Genomic DNA, 22,054 nt, shown 5'->3' with positions numbered 1-22,054 from the left:
GCTAGAGGCCATGGTCGAAAATCAGCTCTTGACGCCTCGCCCTGCTTGGCCCATAGGTTTGATGCAACTGTTTGCAGTCCTGAAGGAGTCCCCCACGGTGAGCAGAGTGCTCGTCACCGGCAGCGCCGGACGCCTCGGCCGCAGCGTCGTCACCACGCTCGCCGCCGCCGGGCACGAGGTGATCGGCGTGGACCAGGCCCCCGGCACGCCGGTCGAGGCCGCCGCGACGTCACCGGCCGACCTCACCGACACCGGCCAGGCGTACGAGGTCGTCGCCCGGTTCCGGCCGGAGTCGGTGATCCATCTGGCGGCCATCGCGACGCCGTTCAGCCGGCCGGAGTCAGTGATCTTCCAGGTGAACACCCGGCTGGCGTTCAACGTCTGCGCGGCCTCGGTGGAGCTGGGCGTGTCCGGTGTGGTGGTGGCCAGCAGCCCCACGGTGATCGGGTACGGCGCGCCCGGCGGCTGGCGGCCGTCGTACCTGCCGATCGACGAGGAGCACCCGGCGCTGCCCTGGAACGCCTACAACCTGTCCAAACTGGTGGCCGAGCAGACCATGCGGACGTTCGCGCGGGCGGGCCGGACGAGGATGGCGGCCGTCCGGCCGTGCTTCGTCATCCCGCCCGAGGAGTGGGCGGGCGCGCCCACGCAGTCGGGGCACACCGTCAGGGAGCGGCTCGACCAGCCGGAGATCGGCGGCGTCTCACTGTTCAACTACATCGACGCGCGCGACGCGGGCGAGCTGTTCGCCGTGCTGGTCGCGGCGTTGCCCGAGCTGCCGGGCGGCGAGGTCTTCTTCGCCGGCGCGGCCGACGCCCTGGCCAGGAAGCCGCTGGCCGACCTGCTCCCGCAGGCGGTGCCGGGCACCGAGGAGCTGGCGGCGGCCCTCACCGGCACCGCTCCCGCCTTCTCCACGGACAAGGCGCGCCGCCTGCTCGGCTGGGAGCCCAAGCGAAGCTGGCGAACCGAACTCAAGGAATCCGAATGAACCTCAGCGGTGTGCTGTTCTTCCCCGTCACCCCCTTCGACGCCGGCGGCGCGCTCGCCGAGCAGGTGCTGGCCGAGCACATCCGGCAGGGCATGGCGCACGGCCCCGGCGGCGTGTTCGTGGCCTGCGGCACCGGCGAGTTCTCCGCGCTGTCGGAGGCGGAGCACGGGCGGGCCGTCCGGGTGGCGGCCGAGGTGGTGGGCGGGCGGGTGCCGGTGTTCGCCGGGGCGGGCGGCCCGATCGGCGCGGCGTTGAACCAGGCGCGGGCGGCCCGCGCGGCGGGCGCCGACGGCCTGCTGCTCATGCCTCCCTACCTGACGCAGGGTCCGGCGAGCGGCTTCGCCGCGTACGTGGCCGCCGTCGCCGCCGAGCTGCCGGTGATCGTCTACCAGCGCGGCCCGGTCGTGCTCGCCCCGGACGCCGTGGTCGAGCTGGCCGGCGTCCCCGGCGTGATCGGGCTCAAGGACGGGCTCGGCGACATCGACCGCATGCAGCGGACCGTCCTCGCGGTCCGCGAGAAGCACCCGGACTTCCTGTTCTTCAACGGCCTGCCGACCGCCGAGCTGACCATGCCCGCCTACCGCGGCATCGGCGTCGACCTGTACTCCAGCGCGGTCTTCGCCTTCGCCCCCGAGATCGCCGTGGCGTACCTGAACGGCGACGAGCGGCTGCTTACCGAGTTCTACGCGCCGCTGGTCCGCCTGCGCGACAAGGTGCCCGGCTACCCGGTGGCCCTGGTCAAGGCCGGCGTACGGCTGCGCGGCCTCGACGTCGGCCCGGTGCGCCCGCCGCTGGTCGACGTGACCGAGGACCACCTGGCCGAGCTCGATGCGCTGATCAGGTCCGGGCTCGCCCTGGCGGCCTCGTGATCACCGGCCTGCGGACCGAGCTGCGCACGGTCCCCCTGCCCCGCCCGTGGGGCCCGGACGTGCCGGCCAACCACGTGATCGTCTGCCACGTGACGCTGGCGGACGGCCGCACCGGCACCGGGTTCTCCTGGACGCCGCAGATCGGCGCGCACGCCGTGCGGGCCCTGCTGGAGCACGACCTGCGCGAGGCGCTGATCGGCCTGCCCGCTCATCCCGAGCTGGTGTGGGACCGGTTGTGGCGGCACCTGCGCGAGGCCGGCCCCGGCGGGATCACCACGGTGGCGCTGGCCGGGATCGACCTGGCGCTGTGGGACCTGCGCTGCGGCGACGCCGGCCTGGCCGACGTGCTGGGCCGGCGCCGGGAGCAGGTCCCGGTCTACGGCAGCGGCGTCAACCTGCACTACTCCCTGGAGGAGCTGACCGGGCAGGCGCGGCGCTGGGTGGCCGCCGGGTACCGCGGCGTCAAGATCAAGGTCGGCCGTCCCGACCTGGCCGACGACGTGGCCCGGGTGGCGGCCGTACGCGAGGTGATCGGGCCCGACCGGCTGCTGATGATCGACGCGAACCAGCGGTGGGACCTCCACCGGGCCAGGCGCGCCCTGTCCGCGCTGCGCGAGTTCGACCTCCACTGGATCGAGGAGCCGCTGCCCGCCGACGACGTGGCCGCGCACGTCGAGCTGCGCCGCTCGACCGACGTGCCGGTCGCGGTGGGCGAGAACGTCTACACCGTCTACGGCTTCCGCGACCTGCTCGCCGCGGGGGCCTGCGACGTCGTCCAGCCGAACGTGGTGCGCGTCGGCGGCGTCACGCCGTTCCTGCGGATCGCCGAGCTGGCCAGGGCGTTCGACGTGCCGGTCCATCCGCACCTGCTGGGCGAGGTGTCCGGGCAGCTCGCCCTGGCGCTGCCGCTGCCGCCGCTGGCCGAGGACGTCGAGGACGCCTCGTTCGCCCGCCTGGGGCTGCTGGCCGAGCCGTACCCGGTGCAGGTCGAGGACGGCGTGCTGCGCGTGGGCGGCCACGCGGGACTGGGGTTGCGATGGACGTGAGGACGGACCCCGTGAAGGTCGTCCTGGCCGGGGCGACCGGGCACGGGCGGCACCACCTGGACAACCTGCGCAGGCTCGCGGCCACCGGCCTGGTCGAGCCGGCCGGGATCTGCGACGTGCGGCCGGTGGAACTTGACGGCGGCCCCCTGCCGCAGTCGGCGGACCTGGGCGAGCTCATCGCCGCCACCGGCGCGGAGATCACGATCGTCTGCACGCCGATCCACACGCACGCCGACCTCGCGGTCACGGCGTTGCGCGCCGGGTCGCACGTGCTGCTGGAGAAGCCGCCCGCGGCCGGCCCCGAGGCGCACGCACGGATCGCCGCGGCGGTGGCCGAGACCGGGCTGGCCTGCCAGGTCGGCTTCCAGAGCCTCGGCTCGCGGGCGGTCCCGGCGCTGCGCGACCTGATGGCGAGCGGCGCGCTCGGCCGCATCCGCGGCATCGGCGGCGCGGGCGCGTGGGAGCGGCCCTCGTCGTACTTCACCCGCTCGTCCTGGGCCGGACGGCGCAGGCTGCACGGCGCGGACGTGGTGGACGGCGCGCTCACCAACCCCTTCGCGCACGCCGTCGCGACCGCGCTCGCCCTGGTGGACGGCCCGGTCGAGGCGGTCGAGACCGAGCTGTACCACGCCCATCCGATCGAGGCCGACGACACCTCCTGCCTGCGCGTCCGGATCGCGGGCGGGCCGGTGATCACGATCGCGGTGTCGTTGTGCGCGACCGGCCGCAGCGAGCCGTACCTGGTGGTGCACGGGGAGGCGGGGCGGGCGACGCTCACGTACACGCTGGACGAGCTGCGCGTCGAGCGGGCCGACGGCTCGGTGCGGACCACCGTGCACGAGCGCGACGGGCTGCTGGAGAACCTGGTCGCGCACATCCGCACGGGGGCCGAGCTGCTCGTCCCGCTCTCCCGCACCGAGACGTTCACCCAGGTCCTGGACGCGGTGCGGCTGGCCCCCGAGCCGCTGCCCATCGCCGAACGGCACCAGGTCGTGGAGCGCGACGGCGGCGGCACGGTCACCCACCGGTTCCTGCCCGGCATCGCCGAGCTGACCGCGCGCAGCGCCGCGGAGCTGGCGCTCTACTCCGAGCTCGGCGCGCCGTGGACGAAGGTGGAGCTGCGGGTGGCGGACACGCCGGTCGCGGCCTACGAGTGGCGGCCCGACCTGCCCGTCACCGACTCGCCGCGGCCGTACCTGCATCCGGTACGCACGCTGGGCGGCGTCACCGTCACCGAGGTGCGTCCCGACGACCACGTGCACCACCTCGGCGCCGGCGTGGCGATCGCCGACCTGGGCGGCGCGAACTTCTGGGGCGGCCGCACCTACGTCAGGGGCCGGGGACCGGCCTGGCTGGACGACCACGGCAGGCAACGGCACGTCGCGTTCACCCGGCTGGCCGACGACGGCTTCACCGAGGAGCTGGAGTGGATCGGCCCCGGCGACCGGCTGATCGCCCGCGAGCGGCGCACGGTCACCGCCCGGCCGGTCGGCGGCGCGTGGGCCCTCGACCTCGCGTTCACGCTGACCACCCTGACCGGCTCGCCGCTGGAGGTCAACAGCTCGGCCACCAAGGGCCGGGCCGGCGCGGGCTACGGCGGGTTCTTCTGGCGCGCGCCCGGCGCCTCGACCGGCCGGGTGACCTTCCCCGGCGAGGAGCAGGCCGTGCACGGCAGCCGGGGCCGCTGGGTGGCCATGGCCGGGACCGGGCCGGACGGGCGGGACTGGACGCTGGTGTTCGTGCAGGCCGGCGACGACCCCTGGTTCGTGCGGGTGGCGGAGTATCCCGGGGTCGGGCAGGCGCTCGCGTGGGACCGTCCGCTCGTCGTCGAGGACACGCTGGCCAGGCGGGTCGTCACGGTCGTGGCCGACGGGCGGCTCGACGGGCCGTCGGCGTCGGCGCTGGCCGCCGCCGTGGAGACGATGATCGGGGAGCGCGCGTGACACCCGCTCTTCGGTAAGCCCTCATTCCCGGTTTCCCGGCGGTTCGGCGGGCCGCGGCTAGGGTGCGGAGTCTGTGAACGCCCCCGTCATCGCCCGGCCCGCCACCGCCAGGGACCCGTTCTTCGACAACGCGAAGTACCTGGCCATCGTGCTGGTCGTGTGCGGTCACCTGATCGAGGACCAGCGCGACGCGCCGCTCGCCCACGCCCTGTACTTCTACGTGTACGTCTTCCACATGCCGCTATTCATCGTGCTTAGTGGCTACTTGTCACGAAATTTCACGTTTTCGGGGGGCAAGGCGCGCAAACTCATTTCCACCCTCGCCGTCCCCTACCTGATCTTCGAGCTGGCCTACTCGCTCCCCCGCCCGATCCTGTACGGCAAGTTCGAGCTGAGCCTGCTCGACCCGTACTACCTCACCTGGTTCCTGCTCTCGCTGTTCCTGTGGCGGCTGTCCACGCCGGTGTGGCAGCAGCTCAAGTGGCCGCTCGCGGTCGCGGTCGTGCTGTCCCTGCTGACCGGGCTCGACCGGTTGCCCGGCGAGCTGGCCATGAACCGCACGTTCGCGCTGCTGCCGTTCTACGTGCTCGGCCTGATGTTGCGGCCCGAGCACTTCGCCCGGCTGCGGCGGCCCTCCATGCGGCTGGCCGGGTTCTGCGTGCTGGGGCTGGGGCTCGCGGTCGCGCTGCTGGTGCACGAGCGGGTGCCGACCGAGTGGATCAGGTGGCGGCACTCCAACGCGGCCATCGGCGTGGACGACCTCACCGGCACCGCGATCAGGCTGGGGCTGCTGGCGGCGGGGGCCGTGCTGGTGGCGGCGTTCCTGGCGGTCACGCCGGCCCGGCGCACCTGGTTCAGCGGGCTGGGCTCGGCCACCATGTACGCGTACCTGCTGCACGGGTTCGTGGTGAAAGGCGCCGAGCGGCTCGGCCTGGGGCTGCCGCTCTCACTCCTGCTGGGCGTCCTGACCGCCACCCTGCTGTGCACGCCCTGGGTGCGCGGGCTGTTCCGCTGGGCCGTCGAGCCCCGCATGGCCTGGGCCTTCACCCCGCTCCGCCGTCCCGCCTGACTCGTGCCTGAGCAGCCGCAGCGCGCCCCTGGACAGCGCGACCAGGATGTCGGCGCACTCGTCCAGGTCGGGGTAGCGGCCTTCCAGGTGGCCCATGGCCAGGGCGTTCGTGGCCGCGTTGACGCCCTCGGCGATCATCTCCAGGCGGCGCCGGTCCCGTTCGTCACCGACCGTGTAGCCCAGCGCGGCCAGGTCGGCCGCGTGGTGCTCGCGGTAGGCCGCGGCCGTACGGGCGGCGAAGTCGCGCAGCGAGGAGGACGGGTCGTGCCGCGCGCGCAGCTGGATGCGCAGCAGCTCGGGGTGGCGGCAGATCGCCTCCAGCGGGATGCGGAAGGTGTCGCGGTGGCGTTCGAGGTCGCCGGGCGCCTCGCGGGCCCTGCGCCGGGCCTCCCGCATCGCGCCGCGCAGCCGGTCGCCGCCCTCCTCGGCGAGCACCAGCAGCAGCTCCTGCATGTCCTTGAAGTGCACGTAGAAGCTGGACTGAGCGATGCCGGCGGCCTTGGCGACCTTGCCGGTGGTCAGGCCGGTCTCGCCCTCCGCGTCGAGGATGGTCAGGGCCGCCCTGATCAGCCTGCGCCGGGTCAGGTCCTTCGCCTCGCTCCTGCTGAGCGGTGTGCTGGTCACGATCGCCTCACGGGACTTGTGTGTGATTTCACCGATAGTACTATCGGTGAAATTGCCGAAGGAGAGTCATGGCCATCGATTTCACTCTCGCCCCCGAGCACGAGGAGATCCGCAGGCGGGTCAGGTCCTTCGTCCAGGAGACCGTGATCCCCGCGATGTCCGGCGTGGAGGAGGGCGACCGGGACGCCTACCTCCGCACGATCTTCGAGCTCCGCCGCCGGGCCAAGGCCGAGGGGCTGTGGCTGCCGCACATGCCGAAGGAGTGGGGCGGCATGGGCCTCGGCCACGTCGAGCTGGCCATGGTGCAGTCGGAGGCGGCCAAGACCCGCATCGGCCCGTGGGTGCTCAACTGCCAGGCCCCCGACGAGGGCAACATGCACACGCTGCTCCACTGGGCGGACGACGAGCAGAAGGAGAAGTATCTGCGGCCGCTGCTGGACGGCGTCCAGATGTCGTGCTTCGCGATGACCGAGCCCGAGGTCGCCGGGTCCGACCCGACCCTGATCCGCACCGAGGCGGTCAAGGACGGCGACGAGTGGGTGATCAACGGCCACAAGTGGTTCATCTCCAACGCCCGCCGGGCGAGCTTCGCCATCCTCATCGCGCGCACCGAGAAGGACGTGCCCGAGGGCTCGCGCGGCGCGAACACGGCCTTCCTGGTGGACCTGCCCAACCCGGGCTGGAAGGACGTGCGCGAGGTCGAGACGATGCACGGCTCGACCGGCCACAGCGAGATCGTGATCGAGGACCTGCGGCTGCCCGACAGCGCGATCCTCGGCGGCCGGGGCAACGGCCACCGGCTGGGCCAGTACCGGCTGGGCCCGGCGCGGCTCGCCCACTGCATGCGGTGGATCTCGCAGGCCGAGACGGCGCTGGACATGATGGTCGACCGGGCGCTCAACCGCTACAGCCACGGCTCGCTGCTGGCCGAGAAGCAGGGCGTGCAGTGGCTGATCGCCGACTCGGCCATGGAGCTGTACCAGTGCAAGCTGATGGTGCTGCACGCCGCCTCGAAGATCGACCGGGGCGAGGACTTCCGTACGGAGGTGTCGATGGCCAAGCATTTCGTGGCGAACAGCCTCAACCGCATCGTCGACCGGGCGATCCAGGTGCACGGCGCGCTCGGCTACTCCACCGACACGCCGCTGGCGAGCATGTTCCAGCACGCCCGCTGGGCCCGGTTCGCCGACGGCGCCGACGAGATTCACCAGATGCGCATCGCCGAGCGCACGATCGCGGCCTACCAGGCGACCGGTTCGACGAGCGCGGCGACCGGCGGCCTGCCGCTATAGCGCAAGATATCCCCGCATGACGGGCTGCCAGCGGTTGGCCGGGACGCCCCGGAGGGCGGCCACCGCCAGGCAGTACTTGCTGACGCTGACCGGCCGCACCCCCAGCCCGCGCAGCACCCGGTCCACCAGTGCCCGCCCGTCGGCCGACTTCGACTCCAGCAGCACCCGGTCGCGGCGGGCGGGCACCCGGCGGCCGCCGTCGTGGCAGAGCAGGCCGGTGTCGCAGGTCAGCCGGGACTGCCCGGCCCGGTCGACGAGCGTGACCCGCCGGTAGTCGGTGGACAGCACGGGCCCGAGCTCGTCGGGCACGACGACGCTCAGCTCGCTGCTCAGCGTGTCGCCGACGAACTCCATGGCCTCGGTGGTCAGCTCGCCGGCCGGCGCGGCGTCGTACGGGATGCGGTGTTTGTCGGTGTTGCCGCGGGCGCCGTTCAGCTTCAGCTCCAGCCACCGCCCGCCCCCGTCCAGGTATGTACGGGTGCGCAGCTTGAAGCGGCGCCGCCGGTCCTGCCGGTGCTGGCGGAAGGTCAGCAGGTCGGGCGTGTCGAAGTAGGTCGAGGTGTAGCGGAACTGGCGCAACGCCCCGATCCGCAACACCGAGAGCCGGTCGCCCAGCTCGGCCACGAGCTCGGCCATGGCCGGAACGCTGACCACGTACTTGCGGTCCACCCGGCTCATCAGCTCCGGCACGTCGTCCAGCCCCACCGGCGGCAGCCCGGCCGCGACGCCGGCCATCAGCGCGCCCGCGTCCCTCATCGGGCCACCTCGGCGATCTGGAAGCGCACGTCCACCACGGTCACGTCGCGCACGTAGTCCACCTGGGTGACGACGCAGTGCAGGACGCGGCCCCGCAACCGGCTCTCCAGGTCGGCCCTGAGCAACTCGTGGTCGGCGTGCACGACGTCCAGCGTCACGACCTGCTGCCTGGTGCGGCCCAGCAGGCGGGGGTGGTCGGCGACGTGCACGACGGCCAGCAGCACGCCGTCCAGGAGCAGGGCGGTCAGCGGGAGCTGGGAGGCGATGCCGTTCACCAGCCCGAGGACGATCGCCACGAAGTAGTAGGCGATCTCCTGCTGGGTGATCTCGCTGGACCGCAGCCGGATGATCGACAACACCCCGAACAGCCCGAACCCGACCGCCAGGTCCACCCGCTGGACCAGCAGCAGGGAGACCACCGCGAAGATGCCCACGTTCAGCGCCACGTAGGCGAACAGCAGGTCGCGCCGGTGGTGTCGCCGGTAGTACAGGCCGTAGGCGAGGACGGTGATCGCCGCCAGGTCCATCGCCAGTCCGGCCGTCACGGTGTCTTGCCCCTCGTTCTCATGTCCACCAGCCTGCGGCTCGCCGGTGAGGGAGCCGTGAGGCGCCCATTAGGCGGCTCTCATCCGGTAGCCCGTGCCGCGCACGGTCTCGATGCGGTCGGGGCCGATCTTCCTGCGCAGGTAGCGGACGTAGACGTCCACGACGTTGGAGCCGGGGTCGAAGTCGAAGCCCCAGACGTGGCTGAGCAGCTGCTCGCGGGTCAGCACCTGGTCGGGATGCCGGCAGAAGATCTCCGCCAGCGCGAACTCCCTGGTGGACAGGTCCACCACGCGGTCGCCGACGTGCGCCCGCCGGGTCCGCAGGTCGAGCGCCAGGTCCCCGACCCGCAGCACGGTCGGCTCGGGCGTGCGGTCGGCTCGCAGCCGCAACCTGACCCGGGCGAGCAGCTCCTCGAAGGCGAAGGGCTTGGCGATGTAGTCGTCGGCGCCCCCTTCGAGCCCGGCGACCGTGTCGGTCACGCCGCCCCGGGCGGTCAGGATGATCACCGGGATGGCCACCTTCGACTCCCGCAGCCGCCGCAGCACGGTGAACCCGTCGCTGAGCGGCAGCCCGATGTCGAGCAGCAGCAGGTCGAACCCGCCCGAACCGGCCAGGTCGTAGGCCGCGACGCCGTCCGTGACCACGGCCGTGACGAAGCCGTTCCCGCGCAGGCCCTTCTCCAGGAAGGCCGCGATCCTGCTCTCGTCCTCGGCGATCAGGATCCGGTTCATGCCCTGGCCAGCGGCAACGTCATCACGAAACAAGCGCCCCCCGCCGGGACGTCCGCCACTCTCACACCGCCTCCGTGCGCCTCGGCGATCGACCTGACGATCGCCAGCCCCAGTCCTGCCCCGTCGTGCCCGCCCGTACGTCCCGCGCCCCTGACGAACCGGCGGAAGATGCGCTCCCGGTCGGCGGGCGCGACGCCCGGCCCGCTGTCGCGCACCCACAGCTCGGCCCGCCCGTCCCGCACGGCCGACCCGACCGCGATGAGATCGTCGTCCATGGTGTGCCGGACGGCGTTCACCACCAGCTGCATGAGCGCCTGCGTGAGCCGTTGCCGGTCGGCCGGGATCCGCGCCTCGGCCACTTGGTCGACCCGCCACCGCCGGTCGCCCAGCGGCCGGGCCTTGGCCACCACGCTCACCGTCAGGTCGGCCAGCTCGACCTCCTCAACCGCGAGGAAGCCGGGCTGCTCGGCCTTGGCCAGGGTGAGCAGGTCGTCCACGATCCGGTTCATGCGGTCCAGCTCGTCGGTGACCAGGGCGAGCGTCTCCGCCCGTTCGGCCGGGTCGTCCCCCATCAGCTCCAGGTGCCCGCGGATGACCGTGATGGGGGTACGCAGCTCGTGCCCCGCGTCGTCCACGAACGTCCGCTGGACGGCGAAGGAACGTTCCAAACGGTCGAGCATGTGGTTGAACGTGGCGGCCAGCGCGGCCACGTCGTCGTCGCCGGTCACCGCGAGCCTGCGGGTGAGGTCGGCCGAGTCGCTGATCTGCTCGGCCGTCTGGCTCACCAGCCGCACCGGGGCCAGCACCCGCCCCGCCACAAACCATCCCGCCGCCCCCGCCAGGGCCAGCGCGGCCAGCGCCGACAGCCCGAGCACGCCGACCGCGTCCACGATCTCGCCCCGGTGGCGGTCGTAGAAGACGGCGGCGACGAAATGGCCGGGACGGGGGTCGGCCGCCACCCTGACCGGGATGACGGCGTACCTGACCGTGCCCTCGACGCTCTCGGTGTCGCCATAGGCGGGCCTGGTGGCCGCGGCCAGCACCTTGACCAGCTTCTCGTCGGTGTCGAGCCGGGCCGGGGGCGTGACGGCGGTGATCCGGTCGGCCCGGCCGCCCACCATGGTGAAGAAGGTCTCCCAGCGGTCGGGCGCGTTGATCGCCAGGTAGCCGGTGAGCAGCTCCCGCACGTCGGAGACCGGCCGGCCGGTACGGGGATCGTGGGCGGTGGCGGCGTACCTGCGCAGCTTCTCGGCCTCGTTGGTGAACTCCAGGTTCATCCGGTCGTCGAGGCGGGCGAGCAGGACGGTCCAGGTCGCGAAGATCGAGACCGTCAGGGCCAGGCCGACGACGGCGAGCATCCAGCCCACGATCCGGGCGCGGGCACTCACCCGCATCCGGCTCCCCGCTCAGTCGTCGCCATCGTCACCTTCGTCGTCGTCGCCGTCATCGTCGTCGCGGTCGTCATCGTCATCGTCGTCGTCTTCGTGCGCGTCGTCGTCGTCTTCGTGCGCGTCGTCCTCGTCGTCTCCGCCGGCCCAGGCGCGGTGGTGGTCTTCGTCGCCATCATCATCGCCGCCTCCGGGCTTCGGCGCGGGTGGCTTGACGGGTTCGGCCCCGGTTCCCGGCGACGTGAACGGCCGTCCGTCGCCGGCCGACGTCCCCGGCGAGGTCGAGACCGTGACGGACTCCCCCAGATCGGGCCCGTCGTCGGCCGCCCGTACCCACCCGGCCGAGAGGAACCCCGCCGCCGTCAGCGCTACGAGAATGAGCATCACGCGTTTCATGAGGTAGAGCGTCTGCCGCTCGGAGGAGACCATCCTGAGGCCAGGATGAGGAAGCTCTCATCCCTTCCCATCCAGCCCGTCGTCATTAGAATCATGTTCTGATACCGGCTGGTCGGTCAGGAGGTCTTCATGAGGGTGCGGGACAAGGTGATCGTCGTGACGGGCGCGGCCGGCGGCATCGGACGGGCGATGGCCCTGCGCTTCGCCGCCGAGGGAGCCGCCGGGATCGTGCTGGCCGACCTGGACGAGCCCGGCGCGAGAGCCGTGGCCGACGAGATCGGCGAACGAGCGGTGGCCGTACGCGCGGACGTCTCCGTCGAGTCCGACGTGGCCGCGCTGGCCGAGCCCACCCCCTTCGGCCCCGTGGACGTGTTCTGCTCCAACGCCGGCATCATCGGCGGCTCCGGCCTCGACGCCCCCCTCCAGGAATGGACCTCCCTGTACGCGGTCAACGTCCTGGCCCACGTGCACGCCGCCCGCGCCGTCGTCCCCGGCATGGTCGCCCGCGGCGGCGGCTATCTGCTGAACACCTGCTCGGCGGCCGGCCTGGTGAGCTGCCCCGGCGACGCGCCGTACGCCGTCACCAAGGCCGCGGCCATCGCCTTCGCCGAGTGGGTGGCCATCCACTACGCCGCGCAGGGCATCAAGGTCAGCGTGCTGTGCCCGCAAGGCGTGCGTACCGGGATGCTGGAACGCGGCGTCGAGGAGGACCATCTGACGGCGCGCGCCGTGGGGGCCTCGGGCGCGATCCTCGACCCCGCCGACGTGGCGACCGCCGTGATCGACGGCCTGGCCGCCGAACGGTTCCACATCCTGCCCCACCCCGAGGTGGCCGACTTCTACCGCCGCAAGGCCGAGGCCCCGGACAGATGGCTAGCCGGAATGTCCAACTTCATCACCACCCTCCAATCCCCCCCAACCGACTGACCACGAGCCGCCTCCCCGCACCCCATAAGGCGCTCCCCCCGCCGTCGCCCTTCGCGAAAGGCCCGACCTGATCATGGACCAGCAGCTCACCCGGACCGCCCGCCGAGCCTGGCGCCGTCTGGAACCCGTCCACGGGATGATCTACTTCGTCCCCGAGGCAACCACCCGGTACGCCGCCCTCGGCCTCACCGGCATGTCCGGATATTTCACCTCACGCTCCGCCCCCCTGGGCCCCGCCCCCGCCGACCTCGTCATCGCCACGTTCTACAACTTCAACCCCGACCTCGTACGCCGCTCCCTCCCCTGGGACAAGGTCACCCCCGCCCAGGTCCTGCAAGCCCGCCTCGAAGCCGCCGCCGAGGCCCTCCGCCGGGCCGCCGTCCACGAACTTCCCGACCTCGTCCCCGTGCTCACCCTGGCCAGGCGCGCCGCCGAGGCCGCCTGCGACCATCCCCAGGGCCGCCCCCTGTTCGCCGCCCACGCCGCCCTCCCCTGGCCCGACGACCCCCTGCTCCAGCTGTGGCACGCGCAGACCCTCCTGCGCGAGTTCCGCGGCGACGGCCACGTGGCGACACTGCTGGCCGAGGGCATCACCGGCCTCGAAGCCCTCGTCCTGCACGCGGCCAGCGGCGAGGTCGCCAAGCCGTTCCTCACCATGAGCCGCGCCTGGCCCCCGGACCAGTGGGCGCACGCCGAGACCGCCCTCCGCACCCGCGGCCTCCTGACCCCCGGCAACGACCTGACCCCCGAAGGCAAGTCCCTGCGCCACCACCTCGAAACCCGCACCGACACCCTGGCCATGCCCGCCTACGGCGCCCTGGGCGAACCCGACTGCGAACGCCTCGCCGACCTCGCCCGCCCCTTCGGCCGCCGCATAGTGGACTCCGGCCTCCTCAAGCTCACCTGATCGCCTGCGCCCCCGCCGGCGCCCGATCTACGCTGATCCTCCCGATCCAGGATCCGAGGTCCAGGCGCCAGGAAACAGGAGGCAGCGACCCGTGCCCGACACCCCCGTCCCCGGCCTGTACGACTCGCTGCTCACCCGCAGACTCCAGGAGCGCGCGGCCGGCTGGCAGGACGCGGATCACCTCGTCGAGATCTCCACCGTCGACAAGGAGGAGGTCAGCCACCTGCTGGGCCGGTTCCTGGGCGAGACGGCCACCCGGGCGTTCGCCGCGCTCAAGGACCCGGAGGAGCAGGTGCGGCTGGCCAACCGGCTGCTCGGCCTGCTCGCGGACGCCGAGGTGGAGGTCGTCTCCGACGGGCCCGCCCGCCTGCTGTCCGTCGTCAGGAACGAACCCGGCGCGGCCGCCCCCGCCAGGCCGCTGACGTCGCTCTCCGAGGCGGCCCTGCTCACCAACGCCCGCGAGGACCCCAACCTGGCCCACGAGCTGGCCACCGAGCTGGCCAGCGCCGACCGGGTCGACCTGCTGTGCGCGTTCGTCAAGTGGTCGGGGCTGCGCATCCTCGAACGTCCGCTGGCCGAGCTGGGGCGGCGCGGCGTGCCGGTGCGGGTCATCACCACGACCTACATGGGCGCGACCGAACGCCGGGCGCTCGACCGGCTGGTCCGCGACTTCGGCGCCGAGGTCCGCGTCAGTTACGAGCAGAACTCGACCCGGCTGCACGCGAAGGCGTGGCTGTTGCGCCGCCGTACGGGCTTCGACACCGCGTACGTCGGCAGTTCGAACCTGTCACGCGCGGCCCTGCTGGACGGGCTGGAATGGAACGTCCGCCTGTCGTCGGTGACGACACCCCGGCTGCTGGACAAGTTCGAGGCGACCTTCGACTCCTACTGGAACCGTCCCGAGTTCGAGCCGTACGCCCCCGAGACGGACGGCGGCCGGCTGGACGAGGCGCTGTCCCGGTCGCGGAGCGGTGAACGGCTCTTCGACATCCCGGCCCTGGTCCCGCATCCCTTCCCGCACCAGCGGGAGATGCTGGAGGACCTCGATGTCGAAAGGACCGTCCACGACCGGCACCGGAACCTGCTCGTGGCCGCGACCGGCACGGGCAAGACCGTCGTCGCCGCGTTCGACTACCGCAACCTGCAACGGCGTCTCGGCCGCCGGCCGACTCTGCTGTTCGTGGCGCACCGTAGGGAGATCCTGGCCCAGGCCATGCACACCTACCGGCAGGTGCTGGCCGTCCCGGACTTCGGCGAGCTGCACGTCGGCGACGAACGTTCCCGGCAGTGGCAGCATGTCTTCGCCTCGGTGCAGTCCCTCAGCAGGATCATCGACACCTTCGCCCCCGACCATTTCGACGTGGTCGTCATCGACGAGTTCCATCATGCGGCCGCCCGTACGTACCGCCAGATCATCGACCGTCTGCGGCCCAAGGAGCTCCTGGGCCTGACCGCCACCCCCGAACGCGCGGACGGCACCTGGGTGCAGGACGAGTTCTTCGACGGGCGCATCGCCTCGGAGCTGCGCCTGTGGGACGCCCTCGACGCCGACCTGCTCTGCCCGTTCCACTATTTCGGCATCAACGACGAGACCGACCTCAGCACGGTGAAGTGGTCGCGCGGCTCCTACGACCTCGCGTCGCTGGACAACGTCCTCACCGGCGACACCGCGCGGGCGCGGCTGGTGTTCAACGCGCTCCTGGACAAGGTCAGCGACCTGGCGACGGTGCGCGGGCTCGGATTCTGCGTCTCGGTGGGACACGCACGCTTCATGGCCGACTTCTTCACCAGGGCGGGGCTGCCCTCGCGGGCGGTGGACAGCGGCACCGACGACCTGTCGCGCAAGGACGCGCTGAAGGCCCTACGGGAGGGGAAGGTCACCTTCCTGTTCGCCGTGGACCTGTTCAACGAGGGCCTCGACGTGCCCGACGTCAACACCCTGCTCCTGCTGCGGCCGACCGAGAGCGCCACCGTCTTCCTGCAGCAGCTCGGCCGCGGCCTGCGCCGCACCCCCGACAAGGACGTGCTGACCGTCCTCGACTTCGTCGGCCAGCACCGCAAGGAGTACCGCTTCGGCAACCGGTTCCAGGCGCTCACCGGCTTCGTCCGAGGTCGGCTGGAGACGCAGGTCAGGAACGACTTCCCGCTCCTGCCGTCGGGCTCGCAGATCGTCCTGGACCGGGTCACCAAAGACCGCCTGCTCGACGAGCTGCGGATCCATCTGAGCGCGACGGTCACCATGGTCACGCAGGAGATCCGGTCGCTCGCCGAGACGTCGCTGATGAAGTACCTGGAGGCGAGCGGTCGCGACATCGACGACCTGTACCGCAACCGCCGCTACTGGACCGACCTGCTGCGCCGGTCCGGCCTGGTCACCGCCCCCGCCTCCGCGCTGGAGAACGCGCTGGGCCGCCGGATCCGCGCGCTGCTCCACGTCGACGACCGCCCGCGGGCCGCGGCCTACGCCGACCTGCTGCGTCCCGGCGGGCCCCGCTACGACGACTGCCCGCCGGCCACGCAGGCGTTCGCCCGCATGTTGTTCTTCTCCTTCTGGCGGGACGGCGGCGGCTTCGCCTCCTACGACGAGGGCCTGGACCGGCTGCGCGCCGAGCCGGACCTGTGCGCGGAGATCCTGGAGGTCCTCGCCTACGGCGTGGAGCGCCCGCGCCATGTGACCAGGCCCCTTCCCGCGACGCTCGCCGGCGTGCCGCTGGTGCTCAACGGCCACTACTCGGCCGACGAGGTCCTGGCCGCTCTGGGCTGGGCGAGCCTCGGCGGTTCCGTGCCCGCCACCATGCGGGAGGGCGTGGCGTGGTGCCCGGCCACCCGCTGCGACGCCCTCTTCGTCACCCTGCGCAAGAACGAGAAGGAGTTCTCCCCGCAGACCATGTACCGCGACTACGCCCTGACCCCGGAGCTCTTCCACTGGGAGTCCCAGAACCGGACCGGCGCGGGGTCGGCCACCGGCCTGCGCTACCAGAGGCATGAGCACGCCGGCAGCCACGTCCTGCTGTTCACCAGGGAACGCACGGAGAACGACCATCGTCACCCCGAGCCGTACGTCTTCCACGGCACCGCCCGCTACGTCGAGCACAAGGGCGAACGCCCGATGGCCGTCACCTGGAGGCTGGACGAGGAGATGCCCGCGGACCTGTTCCGGCGCGCGGCCATCGCCGGCTGACAGCTGTAGCTGGCCGTAAAGGGGTGATCTGGGCGAAGCATGACGTTATCGATACCCCGTCGGGGGAAGATCGCCGGACATGTCGGAGACACCACCACCCCAGAGCCAGCCGTACCCGGGCCGTACGAGCGAGATGTCGCCCGAGCCGCGCGACGAGATGCGCGGCTACGAGGGCAGGGACCTGCTGGCGGGCAAGAAGGCGCTGATCACCGGCGGTGACTCGGGCATCGGCCGGGCGGTGGCGGTGGCGTTCGCCAAGGAGGGCGCGGACGTCGCCATCGCCTACCTCGACGAGCACGACGACGCCAACCACACCCGCGGCCTGGTCGAGCAGGAGGGACGGCGCTGCGTGCTGCTGCCCGGCGACCTGGGCGACCGCGACCACTGCGCGACGGTCGTGGAGCAGGCCGTCTCCGAGCTGGGCGGCCTGGACGTCCTGGTCAACAACGTGGCCTACCAGGCGCCCGTCGACTCCCTGGAGGAGCTGACGGACGAGCAGTGGGAGCACACGTTCGCGGTCAACATCCACAGCTACTACCGCGTCACCAAGGCCGCGCTGCCGCACCTGCGGGAGGGCAGCGCGATCGTGAACACCTCCTCGATCAACGGCCTGCGGGGCAACAAGACCCTCATCGACTACGCCGCGACGAAGGGCGCGATCAACGCCTTCACCTACTCCATGGCCCAGAACCTGGTCGAGCGCGGCATCAGGATCAACGCCGTCGCCCCCGGCCCGGTCTGGACGCCGCTGATCCCGGCCACGATGCCGGAGGAGAAGGTGGAGAAGTTCGGCGCGCAGGTGCCCATGAAGCGGGCCGCCGACCCCGACGAGATCGCCCCTTCGTACGTGTTCTTCGCCGCCGACCGGCTGTCCTCGTACTACACGGGCGAGGTGCTGGCCCCGATCGGCGGCGAGACGCTCCCGGGCTGACCGCGCAGGTCAGAGGTAGATCGAACCGCCCTTCCCGAGGAACTCGGCCGCCTTGTCGGCCATGCCCGCCCGCACCTCGTGGCTGAGCTTCATCGAGCAGAACTTCGGGCCGCACATCGAGCAGAAGTGCGCGGTCTTGGCGGGCGCGGCCGGCAGGGTCTCGTCGTGGAAGGCGCGGGCGGTGTCCGGGTCGAGCGACAGGTCGAACTGGTCCTCCCAGCGGAACTCGAACCGGGCGTCCGACAGGGCGTCGTCCCACGCCTGGGCCTGCGGGTGCCCCTTGGCCAGGTCGGCCGCGTGCGCCGCGATCTTGTACGTGATCACGCCGGTCTTGACGTCGTCGCGGTTGGGCAGGCCGAGGTGCTCCTTGGGGGTGACGTAGCAGAGCATGGCGGTGCCGTACCAGGCGATCATGGCGGCGCCGATGCCCGAGGTGATGTGGTCGTAGCCGGGGGCGATGTCGGTGACGAGCGGGCCGAGGGTGTAGAAGGGCACGTCGTCGCAGAGCTCGCGCTGCAGGTCGACGTTCTCCTTGATCTTGTGCATGGGCACGTGGCCGGGCCCTTCGATCATCACCTGCACGTCGTGCGCATGCGCGATCTTGGTCAGCTCGCCCAGCGTACGCAGCTCGGCGAACTGGGCCTCGTCGTTGGCGTCCGCGATCGACCCGGGGCGCAGCCCGTCGCCCAGCGAGAACGTCACGTCGTAGCGGGCCAGCAGGGCGCACATCTCGTCGAAGTGCTCGTACAGGAAGCTCTCGCGGTGGTGGGCCAGGCACCAGGCGGCCATGATCGAGCCCCCGCGCGAGACGATCCCGGTCTTGCGGCGGGCGGTCAGCGGCACGTGCGCCAGCCGCACGCCCGCGTGCACCGTCACGTAGTCGACACCCTGCTCGCACTGCTCGATCAGGGTGTCGCGGTAGACCTCCCACGACAGCGCCTCCGGACGCCCGCCCACCTTCTCCAGCGCCTGGTAGATGGGCACGGTCCCGACCGGAACGGGCGAGCTGCGGATGATCTGCTCGCGGGTCTCGTGGATGTTCGGCCCGGTGGACAGGTCCATGACGGTGTCGGCGCCCCACCGGGTGGCCCAGGTCATCTTCTCGACCTCCTCCTCGATCGAGGAGGTGACGGCGGAGTTGCCGATGTTGGCGTTGATCTTGACCAGGAAGTTCCGGCCGATCGCCATCGGCTCGGACTCGGGATGGTTGACGTTGGCGGGGATGACCGCCCGGCCGGCCGCGACCTCCTGCCGGACGAACTCGGGGGTCATACCCTCCCGGACGGCCACGAACTCCATCTCCTTGGTCACCACACCGCGCCGCGCGGCGCCGAGCTGGGTGACCGGCGACCCCCAAGCCGAGCGGTCGGTACACGACGGCCCCGAGGTGTCGTAGAGCCGCACCGAGGTGCCGTTCGACAGTCTGACCTCGCGCATCGGCACCTGGAGGTCACCGATGTGGATCTTGGAAAAGCGCGCGTCGCTCATCGCGCAAACTCCCTTCGCCGGCATTATCCGGAGCAGGTTCTGGCGGTCGGCGGCTGACAGCCGTCCTCTCAGCCCGGTCCGTACCGGGCTCCCGCGTTGGTCACCGCGATCATAACCCCGCGCGTGGCAGGATCAAGGGGATGTCTGATCCCATTGCGCACACGACCGCCACCTACGACCGCATCGCGCGCCAGTTCGACGAGCAGGTCGCCGATCCGTCACCCTCGATCGTGGCCGTCCGCGACCGGTTCGCCTCAGCCCTGCCCGCCGGAGCCACGGTCGCCGACCTGGGATGCGGCCCGGGGCGCGAGTCGGCCTGGTTCGCCGGACGCGGCCTGACCACCGTGGGCGTGGACCTGTCGATCGAGATGGCCAGGCTCGCCGCCGGGCGCGGCGTGCCCGCCGTTCTGGGCGATCTGCGGCGGCCGCCGCTGTCGCCGCAGTCCCTGGACGGCATCTGGTCGGCCGCGGCCCTCGTGCACGTGCCGTCCGAGCAGACCGAGCCGACGCTGCGCGCCTGGCACGCGGCGCTGCGCCCCGGCGGGGTGCTCGCGCTGATCACCGCCCTGGGCGACAGCGAGGGCTGGGAGCCGGTGCCGTACCGGACGGAGTACGAGCGCTGGTTCGTCCACCGCGACGCGGGCGACCTGCTCGCGGTGCTGGACGCGGCCGGGTTCGCGGTCGCCTGGCACGAGACGAACGTCACCCACCGCACGTGGTTCAGCGTGCTGGCGACAGCGCGCAGCTCTCCCCTGCCTTAGTCTCCAGGTCGAGCGCGAACCCGGGGCCGCGCAGCCGGGCGGTCCCGCCGCGCGCCGACGCCAGCCTGACCTCGACCGGCACGCCGTCCGCCCAGGTCACCCCGACGGTGAAGCCTCCGCGGGCGCGCAGCCCGTCGAACGAGCCCGCGTGCCAGACGGCCGGCAGCGCGGGCAGCAGCTCGATGACGCCGGCGTGGCTCTGGAGCAGCATCTCGGCCACCCCGGCGGTCGCGCCGAGGTTCCCGTCGATCTGGAACGGCGGATGCGTGTCCCACAGGTTGGGCAGCGTGCTGGACCGCAGTTGCCCGCTCAGCATGCTCAGGGCGCGGTCGCCGTCCTTGAGCCGGGCCCAGAAGTTGACCTTCCAGGCCATGCTCCAGCCCGTGCCGCCGTCGCCGCGGGCTTCGAGGGTGGTGCGCGCCGCGGCCAGGTGCTCGGGAGCGGTGAGCTGCGTCCCGGGGTGCAGGGCGTAGAGCTGGGAGACGTGCCGGTGCCGGTCGGACGGGTCGTCGAGGTCGGCCTTCCACTCCTGGAGCTGCCCCCACGACCCGACCCGCAGCCCGGGATCGAGCCGGTCGGCCGCCGCGCGCAGCCGTCCGGCGAACTCGGCGTCCACGCCGAGCGTCCGCGCGGCCTCGGCCGTGCAGGCGAACAGGTCCCGGACGATCTGCTGCGCCATGGCCGCGCCCGCGGTGAAGTCACCGTGCTCGGGCGAGTACGCGGGCGAGACGACGAGGCTGCCGTCACGCCCGTCGGGACACAGGTTGGCCAGCCAGAACTCGGCGGCCTCGCGCATCGCCGGGTAGGCGTGCCCGCGCAGGTAGCTCTCGTCGCCGCCGAACAGGTAGCGCTCGTAGAGCTGGCGCACCAGCCAGCCGGCGGCGTCCGGCATCCAGAACGACGTGGGCCAGTCGTGCACCCCGGTGAACCCGAACGGGTTGGTGTTGGAGTGCACCACCCAGCCCGCGGAGCCGAACATCGACCGCGCGGTCTCGCGACCGGGCGCGCGCAGCCCCGCCACGAACTCCTGGTACGGCACCGCCGTCTCGGCCAGGTTCGCCGGCTCGGCGGGCCAGTAGTTCATCTGCAGGTTGATGTTGGTGTGGTAGTCGGACTCCCACGGCGGCGAGTTGGACGCGTTCCACACCCCCTGGAGGTTGGCCGGCAGCGAGCCGGGGCGGGAGCAGGCGATCAGCAGGTACCGGCCGTACTGGAAGTACAGCGTCTCCAGGGCCCTGTCGGACGAGGTGCCGGCGCCTTGGTAGGCGGCCAGCAGGCGGTCGGTGGGCAGGTCGGGCAGGCGCCGGCCGAGGTCGAGGCGTACCCGGCCGAACAGCGCCCGGTGGTCGGCCTCGTGCTCGGCCCGCAGCTCCGCGTACGGCCGGCGCGCCGCCGCGTCCACCGCCGCCGTGACCCGCGCCGCCGGGTCCGGCCCGCGGTAGCCGGGGTGGACGGGCGCGTAGTCGGTGGCCGCCGAGAAGACGAACACCGCGCTGTCGGCGCCCGTCACCACGACGCGGTCGCCGTCGTCCGTGCGGGTGCCGCCCTCGGTCAGTACCTGGATCTGGCCCTCGTACACCAGGCCGTTGTCGGCCAGCACGCCCCGGACGCGCAGCCGTCCGGCCTCGGCGGTCACGTCCTCACCGCCGTCATGCGCGCTGCCGAAGCGCAACGTGAACCCCACCCGTCCCGGGCGTCCCGCCGTCAGCCTGCCGACGATGACGCCCGCCGGGTACGAGGCGAAATATTCCCTGGTGAGCACCACGCCGTCGGCGTCCTCGTAGGTCACGGCGGCCACCGCCGTCTCCAGGTCGAGCGTGCGCCGGTAGCCGCCGGAGGAACCGCCGGTCACGTCGAGCAGCAACTCGCCGAAGTTCTGGTACGCCCCGAAGCCGGGGATGTGCCCCACCGTGCTGTAGGCCGGGTTTCCCAGGATCTCGGCCACTTCCTCCGGCGCCATCGAACCCCGTTCGTCGATGACCCGCCGCACCGCGTCCAGAGCACCGGGACGGTCCGTCGGCCAGTTGCCGGATCCGCAGGGCTCCGCGCTGCCCGGACCGCCGGTCCACAACGACTTCTCGTTGAGCTGTACCCGCTCGGTCGCAAGCGTCCCGAACACGCAGGCGCCGAGCGCTCCGTTGCCGATCGGAAGGACGTGTCCTTCCCAGCTGGGGGCGGGCTCGTCGTACCGGAGCGTCAGCATGGCGATCA

18 protein-coding genes, 1 pseudogene and 1 riboswitch are annotated in these 22,054 nt (G+C 72.1%); of the genes and pseudogenes, 11 read left to right on the top strand and 8 right to left on the bottom strand.

Annotated elements, in window-relative coordinates; translation table 11 throughout:
• Positions 1-97: 97 nt before the first annotated feature.
• From ABZ459_RS15615 to ABZ459_RS15595, 5 genes are all read left to right on the top strand, one after another.
• Positions 98-988: an NAD(P)-dependent oxidoreductase gene (locus tag ABZ459_RS15615; RefSeq protein WP_357970883.1), complete on the top strand. Its 891-nt coding sequence runs from the start codon at positions 98-100 to the stop codon at positions 986-988.
• The gene (locus tag ABZ459_RS15610) at positions 985-1,857 is read left to right on the top strand and encodes a 5-dehydro-4-deoxyglucarate dehydratase (protein WP_357970881.1); all 873 of its coding nucleotides are present in this window, start codon (positions 985-987) and stop codon (positions 1,855-1,857) included. Before ABZ459_RS15615 ends, ABZ459_RS15610 begins: the two co-directional genes overlap by 4 nt.
• The gene (locus ABZ459_RS15605; protein ID WP_357970879.1) at positions 1,854-2,903 is read left to right on the top strand and encodes a mandelate racemase/muconate lactonizing enzyme family protein; all 1,050 of its coding nucleotides are present in this window, start codon (positions 1,854-1,856) and stop codon (positions 2,901-2,903) included. Before ABZ459_RS15610 ends, ABZ459_RS15605 begins: the two co-directional genes overlap by 4 nt.
• The gene (locus tag ABZ459_RS15600; protein WP_357970878.1) at positions 2,894-4,846 is read left to right on the top strand and encodes a DUF6807 family protein; all 1,953 of its coding nucleotides are present in this window, start codon (positions 2,894-2,896) and stop codon (positions 4,844-4,846) included. The genes ABZ459_RS15605 and ABZ459_RS15600 overlap by 10 nt, the downstream gene beginning before the upstream one ends.
• 73 nt (positions 4,847-4,919) lie before the next feature.
• A complete protein-coding gene (locus ABZ459_RS15595) occupies positions 4,920-5,915 on the top strand; it encodes an acyltransferase family protein (protein ID WP_357970876.1) in 996 nt (331 codons plus the stop codon).
• A gap of 447 nt (positions 5,916-6,362) precedes the next feature.
• Here ABZ459_RS15595 and ABZ459_RS15590 read toward each other — a convergent pair.
• Positions 6,363-6,539: pseudogene (locus ABZ459_RS15590) on the bottom strand (TetR family transcriptional regulator); the annotation flags it as partial.
• A 68-nt stretch (positions 6,540-6,607) separates the two neighbouring features.
• Between ABZ459_RS15590 and ABZ459_RS15585 the strand changes: the two are divergent.
• Positions 6,608-7,831 (top strand): acyl-CoA dehydrogenase family protein, encoded by a 1,224-nt coding sequence (locus ABZ459_RS15585; RefSeq protein ID WP_357970874.1) that lies wholly within the window; start codon positions 6,608-6,610, stop codon positions 7,829-7,831.
• Here the strand turns inward: ABZ459_RS15585 and ABZ459_RS15580 are convergent.
• From ABZ459_RS15580 to ABZ459_RS15560, 5 genes are all read right to left on the bottom strand, one after another.
• Positions 7,826-8,587 carry a polyphosphate polymerase domain-containing protein gene (locus ABZ459_RS15580; RefSeq protein WP_357970872.1) on the bottom strand — a complete coding sequence of 254 codons (762 nt, stop codon included), beginning with the start codon at positions 8,585-8,587 and terminating at the stop codon, positions 7,826-7,828. The two genes, ABZ459_RS15585 and ABZ459_RS15580, sit on opposite strands and share 6 nt — an antisense overlap.
• Positions 8,584-9,114 carry a DUF4956 domain-containing protein gene (locus tag ABZ459_RS15575; RefSeq protein WP_357971206.1) on the bottom strand — a complete coding sequence of 177 codons (531 nt, stop codon included), beginning with the start codon at positions 9,112-9,114 and terminating at the stop codon, positions 8,584-8,586. Before ABZ459_RS15575 ends, ABZ459_RS15580 begins: the two co-directional genes overlap by 4 nt.
• Before the next feature lie 87 nt (positions 9,115-9,201).
• Complete coding sequence (locus ABZ459_RS15570) at positions 9,202-9,864, bottom strand: response regulator transcription factor (RefSeq protein WP_352349732.1); 663 nt, start codon at positions 9,862-9,864, stop codon at positions 9,202-9,204.
• A complete protein-coding gene (locus tag ABZ459_RS15565; protein ID WP_357970870.1) occupies positions 9,861-11,258 on the bottom strand; it encodes a HAMP domain-containing sensor histidine kinase in 1,398 nt (465 codons plus the stop codon). The genes ABZ459_RS15570 and ABZ459_RS15565 overlap by 4 nt, the downstream gene beginning before the upstream one ends.
• A 12-nt stretch (positions 11,259-11,270) precedes the next feature.
• Positions 11,271-11,681, bottom strand: coding sequence for a hypothetical protein (locus tag ABZ459_RS15560; protein WP_357970868.1), 411 nt, complete (start codon positions 11,679-11,681; stop codon positions 11,271-11,273).
• Between the two features lie 96 nt (positions 11,682-11,777).
• On the opposite strand from ABZ459_RS15560, the gene ABZ459_RS15555 reads away from it, so the two are divergent.
• From ABZ459_RS15555 to ABZ459_RS15540, 4 genes are all read left to right on the top strand, one after another.
• Positions 11,778-12,575, top strand: coding sequence for an SDR family NAD(P)-dependent oxidoreductase (locus tag ABZ459_RS15555; RefSeq protein WP_357970867.1), 798 nt, complete (start codon positions 11,778-11,780; stop codon positions 12,573-12,575).
• Between the two features lie 73 nt (positions 12,576-12,648).
• Positions 12,649-13,482 (top strand): hypothetical protein, encoded by an 834-nt coding sequence (locus ABZ459_RS15550; protein ID WP_357970865.1) that lies wholly within the window; start codon positions 12,649-12,651, stop codon positions 13,480-13,482.
• A gap of 91 nt (positions 13,483-13,573) precedes the next feature.
• Positions 13,574-16,663 carry a DUF3427 domain-containing protein gene (locus ABZ459_RS15545; protein WP_357970862.1) on the top strand — a complete coding sequence of 1,030 codons (3,090 nt, stop codon included), beginning with the start codon at positions 13,574-13,576 and terminating at the stop codon, positions 16,661-16,663.
• A 79-nt stretch (positions 16,664-16,742) separates the two neighbouring features.
• Entirely contained in the window at positions 16,743-17,594 is an 852-nt protein-coding gene (locus ABZ459_RS15540; protein WP_357970859.1) for an SDR family oxidoreductase, read from the top strand.
• Positions 17,595-17,603: 9 nt separating this feature from the next.
• Here the strand turns inward: ABZ459_RS15540 and thiC are convergent, their stop codons facing one another.
• Positions 17,604-19,082: a phosphomethylpyrimidine synthase ThiC gene (thiC, locus tag ABZ459_RS15535; RefSeq protein WP_357970856.1), complete on the bottom strand. Its 1,479-nt coding sequence runs from the start codon at positions 19,080-19,082 to the stop codon at positions 17,604-17,606.
• Positions 19,075-19,187, bottom strand: a riboswitch (TPP riboswitch). Its footprint overlaps the gene before it by 8 nt.
• A gap of 35 nt (positions 19,188-19,222) precedes the next feature.
• Between thiC and ABZ459_RS15530 the strand changes: the two genes are divergently transcribed.
• The gene (locus ABZ459_RS15530; RefSeq protein WP_357970853.1) at positions 19,223-19,843 is read left to right on the top strand and encodes a class I SAM-dependent methyltransferase; all 621 of its coding nucleotides are present in this window, start codon (positions 19,223-19,225) and stop codon (positions 19,841-19,843) included.
• On the opposite strand, the gene ABZ459_RS15525 is transcribed toward ABZ459_RS15530, so the two are convergent.
• On the bottom strand, positions 19,803-22,046 hold the full coding sequence (locus tag ABZ459_RS15525; RefSeq protein WP_357970851.1) for a glycoside hydrolase family 95 protein: 2,244 nt from the start codon (positions 22,044-22,046) through the stop codon (positions 19,803-19,805). The two genes, ABZ459_RS15530 and ABZ459_RS15525, sit on opposite strands and share 41 nt — an antisense overlap.
• Between the last annotated feature and the right edge of the window lie 8 nt (positions 22,047-22,054).

Source organism: Nonomuraea sp. NPDC005692 (assembly GCF_040631115.1).
In the GTDB taxonomy this organism is placed as follows: domain Bacteria; phylum Actinomycetota; class Actinomycetes; order Streptosporangiales; family Streptosporangiaceae; genus Nonomuraea.
This window is presented reverse-complemented; position numbering and strand designations above follow the sequence as displayed.